The sequence below is a fragment of the Methylibium sp. genome, from assembly GCF_031393925.1.
Classification (GTDB): domain Bacteria; phylum Pseudomonadota; class Gammaproteobacteria; order Burkholderiales; family Burkholderiaceae_C; genus Methylibium.
On the sequence record NZ_JANMWL010000196.1, the window covers coordinates 1 to 4913 of the forward strand.

Annotated in this window: 6 protein-coding genes; 2 read left to right on the forward strand and 4 right to left on the reverse strand. The window is 68.6% G+C overall.

The annotated features are described in order from the left end of the window. Genes RMO12_RS10920 through RMO12_RS10930 form a run of 3 tightly spaced genes read right to left on the reverse strand, consistent with a single transcriptional unit; the run spans position 1 to position 2254 of the window. Entirely contained in the window at positions 1 to 1251 is a 1251-nt protein-coding gene (locus RMO12_RS10920) for an isovaleryl-CoA dehydrogenase (protein WP_405029663.1), read from the reverse strand. Between the two features lie 23 nt (positions 1252 to 1274). Then, positions 1275 to 1739, reverse strand: a complete 465-nt coding sequence (locus RMO12_RS10925; RefSeq protein ID WP_309625164.1) for a PaaI family thioesterase — start codon at positions 1737 to 1739, stop codon at positions 1275 to 1277. Continuing rightward, positions 1739 to 2254 (reverse strand): MerR family DNA-binding transcriptional regulator, encoded by a 516-nt coding sequence (locus tag RMO12_RS10930; RefSeq protein WP_309639300.1) that lies wholly within the window; start codon positions 2252 to 2254, stop codon positions 1739 to 1741. Before RMO12_RS10930 ends, RMO12_RS10925 begins: the two co-directional genes overlap by 1 nt. Before the next feature lie 79 nt (positions 2255 to 2333). Here RMO12_RS10930 and RMO12_RS10935 point away from each other — a divergent pair, with 79 nt between their 5' ends. Next, on the forward strand, positions 2334 to 3413 hold the full coding sequence (locus tag RMO12_RS10935; RefSeq protein ID WP_309639301.1) for an MBL fold metallo-hydrolase: 1080 nt from the start codon (positions 2334 to 2336) through the stop codon (positions 3411 to 3413). A gap of 312 nt (positions 3414 to 3725) precedes the next feature. Further along, entirely contained in the window at positions 3726 to 3998 is a 273-nt protein-coding gene (locus tag RMO12_RS10940) for a hypothetical protein (protein WP_309639302.1), read from the forward strand. Here the strand turns inward: RMO12_RS10940 and RMO12_RS10945 are convergent. Beyond that, positions 3988 to 4913, reverse strand: a 926-nt coding sequence (locus tag RMO12_RS10945; protein ID WP_405029664.1) for a type IIL restriction-modification enzyme MmeI, incomplete at its 5' end; no start/stop codon positions are given. The genes RMO12_RS10940 and RMO12_RS10945 overlap by 11 nt on opposite strands.

Here is a 4913-nt window from a genome sequence, read left to right on the forward strand (position 1 = left end):
TCACATCGTCTCTGCGAACAACTCCCGCCCGATCAGCATGCGCCGGATCTCGCTCGTGCCGGCGCCGATCTCGTAGAGCTTGGCGTCGCGCCACAGGCGCCCTAGCGGGTAGTCGTTGATGTAGCCGTTGCCGCCGAACACCTGGATGCCCTCGCCGGCCATCCAGGTGGCCTTTTCGGCGCACCACAGGATGACGCTGGCGCAGTCCTTGCGCACCTGGCGCACATGCTGCGGGCCGAGCGCATCGAGGTTCTTGCCCACCGTGTAGCAAAAGGCGCGCGCCGCCTGCAGCACCGTGTACATGTCGGCCACCTTGCCCTGGATGAGCTGGAACTCGCCGATGCTCTGCCCGAACTGCTTGCGGTCGTGGATGTAGGGCACGACGTTGTCCATCACCGCCTGCATGATGCCGATCGGCCCGGCCGCGAGCACCGCGCGCTCGTAGTCCAGGCCGCTCATCAGCACCTTGGCGCCGCCGCCGAGCGTGCCGAGGATGTTCTCGACCGGCACCTCGACGTTGGCGAACACCATCTCGCCGGTGTGCGAGCCGCGCATGCCGAGCTTGTTGAGCTTTTGCGCGGTCGAGAAACCCTTCATGCCCTTCTCGACGATGAAGGCGGTGATGCTGCGTGCGCCGCCGCCGGCCGCCCGGCCGCCCGAAGGCTGGCGAGCCCCCTCGGGGGGCAGCGAAGCGTGGGGGCTGTCATCTTCGGGCTCGGTCTTCGCATAGACCACCATGGTGTCGGCATCCGGGCCGTTGGTGATCCACATCTTGGTGCCACTCAGCAGGTAGAAGCCGCCCTTGTCCTCGGCCTTGAGCTTCATGCTGATGACGTCGGAGCCGGCACCCGTCTCGCTCATCGCCAGCGCGCCGACGTGCTCGCCGCTCACCAGCTTGGGCAGGTACTTCGCACGCTGCGCGTCGTTGCCGTTGCGCTTGATCTGGTTGACGCACAGGTTGGAATGCGCACCGTAGGACAGGCCCACGCTGGCCGAGGCGCGCGAGATTTCTTCCATCGCGATCATGTGCGCCAGGTAGCCCATGTCGGCGCCGCCGTAGGCCTCGGGCACGGTGATGCCGAGCACGCCCAGCTCGCCCATCCTGCGCCACAGGTCCATCGGGAACTGGTCGCTTTCGTCGATCTGGCCGGCACGCGGTGCGATCTCGGCTTGGGCAAAGGAGCGCACGGTGTCGCGCAGTGCATCGATGTCTTCACCGAGCATGAAGTCGAGGCCGGGCAGGTTGTTCATGAGCAGGTTCTTTCTCGAGGACTTCAGTGCTGGATGCCGTCGCGGCCGGTCACGGTCATCACGGTGGTGGTCATGGTGGCCACCAGCCGCTCGGCGCCCGTTGGGTCGATTTGCAGCGCGCGGCCCTCGACCACGGTGATGGTGCGCCCGAGCTTGACGACCTGGCCCTCCAGGCGAAAGCGCGGTCCCTTGGCGGGCGCGAGCAGGTTGACCTTGAACTCGATGGTGAGCGCGCCCGCGTCGGCCGGCATCAAGCTCGAAGCCGCATAGCCGCAGGCCGAGTCGAGCGCGGTGGCCAGGATGCCGGCATGCACGAAGCCGTGCTGCTGCGCCAGCTCGCTGCGGTGCGCCAGACCGATCACCACGCGGCCGGCCTCGACCGACTGGAGGCGCGCGCCGATCAGCTGCATGGCGCCCTGGCGCGCAAACGACGCGGCGACGCGTGCGGCGAAATCGGGGTCGGCGGCTTGCATGGGCTGGCTTTGCATCAACCGACTCGGGAGCGCGCGCTGCGCGCGCACGGCACGGCACGCTTCATGTCCTCAGCGGACGCGGCGAGCTTGACACTCGCGCCGGCCGCGGCGCGCGTCTCGCCTGCGACCAGCAGGCGCCGCGCCTCCTTCTCGTGCGCGCGGACCTCGTCGAGCGTGGCCTGCAGGTCGGCGAGCTGCAGCTCGATCTGCCCGCGGTGCTCGTCCAGCACGGTAAGGAGCTTGCGCAGCTGCGGCACCGAATCGCGCGGCGACTCGTACATGTCCACCAGTTCCTTGATCTCGGCCAGCGACAGCCCCAGCCGCTTGCCTCGCAGCGTGAGCTTCAGGCGCGTGCGGTCGCGCGTGGTGTAGACACGCTGGCGGCCGCCGGCGCCACCGCGCTCGGGCGTGAGCAGGCCGCAGTCTTCGTAGAAGCGGATCGCGCGCGTGGTGAGGTCGAACTCGCGCGCCAGCTCGCTGATCGTGAAGCTGGGCGTCGGCAAGACGGGGGAGACGGCAGGGGCGGCCATGGCTGCCTAGAATGAAGATGATTGACGTTTACGTTAACGTCAAGTTTAGCCGCCGCCCCGTGCCGCCTTCAAACCCACCATGAACGCACTCGAACACCAGCTCGGCTACCCGCTCGGCGACACGCTGCCGGCGCTCGGCCGCACCATTGAAGTCGCGCCGGGCGTGAAGTGGCTGCGCATGGGCCTGCCCTTCGCGCTCGACCACATCAACCTGTGGCTGCTGCGCGACCGCCACCACGGCCGCGAAGGCTGGGCCATCGTCGACTGCGGCATCACCGACGACCGCACGCGCGCCGCCTGGGAGCAAGTGTTCGCCAACGAACTCGAGGGGCTGCCGGTGCTGCGCGTGATCGTCACCCACATGCACCCCGACCACATCGGCCTGGCGCACTGGCTGACCGAGCGCTGGAGCTGCGACCTCTGGATCAGCGCCACCGACTGGCACGCGGCCACCTTGGCCTCGCGGTCGGCCGCCGGCATGGGCGGCGAGGCCGCGGCGGCGCACTTCGCGCGCCACGGCGTCACCGATGAGCAGGCGCTGAAGAAGCTGCGCCAGCGCACCAATTACTACTCCTCGATGGTGCCGGCCGTGCCCGCGCGCTACCACCGCCTGATGGACGGCCAGCGGCTGGCGATCGGCGCGCACGAGTGGGTCTGCCACGCCGGCCACGGCCATGCGCCCGAGCACATCGCGCTGCACTGCGCCGACATCGGTGGGGGCCCCGAGGCGCCTGCGGGCGTGCTCATCGCCGGCGACATGGTGCTGCCGCGCATCAGCACCAACGTGATGGTGATCGACCTGGAACCCGAGTCCGACCCGCTGGCGCTCTACCTCGCTTCCATCGAGCGCATGCGGGCCATGCCGGCGCACACGCTGGTGCTGCCTTCGCACGGTCGGCCCTTCACCGGCCTGCACACGCGCATCGACCAGCTGCAACAGCACCACGACGAGCGGCTGGCCGAGGTGATGCACGCCTGCGCCGCCGCGCCCCGGACCGCCGCCGAGCTGCTGCCGGTGCTGTTCAAGCGCGCGCTCGATTTGCACCAGACCACCTTCGCGCTGGGTGAAGCCATCGCGCACCTGCATTTGCTGTGGTTCCAGGGGCGCCTCGAGCGGCGGCGGGGGGAGGACGGGATGCTGCGCTTCGCAGCGAGCTGAGGTGACGGGCGCCTACGCCCCTGCGGGGCTGCCCCCCGTGGGGTGCTGGGCCCTCTGTTTCCCTTCACCCGGGAATCGCTGCTCGAAACCAAGCCACCGCGGTCCGTGCTCGTCGACCCGGCGCGCTCGTTCGGCAGACCCGTGCTGGCGAATGCCTATGTCCGCACGGAAGTGGTGAGGCCCGTTTCCGTGCCGGCGACGGCATTGCCGACATGGCGCGAGACTACGACGTGAGCGTGGCCGACATCGAAGAGGCTCTGCGCTTCGAGCGTCGGCGCGCCACCTGAAAACGATGCCGCTGCGGCGGGGGCAGTGTTCGCTCACGACGCCCTCGACACGCAATGGATCGCTGAAGTCGGTCGGCACGGCTGGGTCGTGGTGACCCGCGACCAGAACGAGCTGGCGGCAGTTCGCGCGGCCGGTCTTCGTTTGTTTGCGCTCGACTCGGGCAAGCTGTCGGCCGCCGAAACGGCGGCCATCATCACACGGGCTTGGCCTGCCATTCGGCGTGCGGTGATTGGCACGGACCCACCGGCGCTCTGGTCGGTGATGCGGGCCGCCGGTGTTCGGCTGATCAAGCAGTAGCCCGACCCCGAGTTTTCTTCCTGGGCTGAGCGGCCGGCAGCAGCGACGTGAGGCGCTGGTAGAGCTCGAACAGGTACGCGACGCGCTCGGCATCGGTCTTGAACGCGCCCTTCTTGCCGTAGGCGGCGTCGATGGCGTTATCGAGCTTCTGATGCGCCTTGAGCAGCGCCGGCGGCATGGTCAGCGGGTCGTAGAGATCGGCGAGTGTTGCGCCGGGGAAGGCGGCGCGGGCGTCCAGGACGCACTGCGCGGCGGACTCGATGGCGTCAGCATGTTTGCTGGTGGGCACCTCAGGCCAGGGGAAGTTGTTGTAGACGATCTGGTTGGTGTAACGGTAGCGACTTTCGAGGCGCCCGCAGACGTACTTGACCCAGGCCATGTGCATGCGCGAGGTCAGCACGCCAAAATGGAACACGGTCGCGTCGGGCACGCAAAGGTTCGCGTCGCCGACGATGACGGCAGGTTCAAGAAATCCGATCGGGATGATTTCGCGACGCTCGGACGAGTGGCGCGGCACCAGCAGGTAGCGCCCGGCGGGCTGGCGAATCTCGCCAAACAGCGACGGCGTGGCGGCGAGCGACCGTGTCGCTGCCCGGCTGCTGGCGTCGCGATGCCGCTTGACCCCCTGAACCCGCGCCCGCACGTTCGGCATCGCGCGCAAAACCTCGGGAGGGCAGTCCACGAGCCACAGGCACCAACGGGTCCGGCCGTTGATGAACTCATCCGCTCCGAGGAACGGACGAAGCCAGTGCTCGGCCTGCGGCTCCGAGGCAAGGAGGGCTGTTCGCTCGGCGTCGTCGAGCAAGAGGTGACCGCCGTCGTTGGCCATCGAGCCGAAAACGATCGACGGCACGGCGCAGATCGGCCCGCGTCTCGATGGGAGCAACACGTCGGGCGCGTCGACCAGGTACGGGT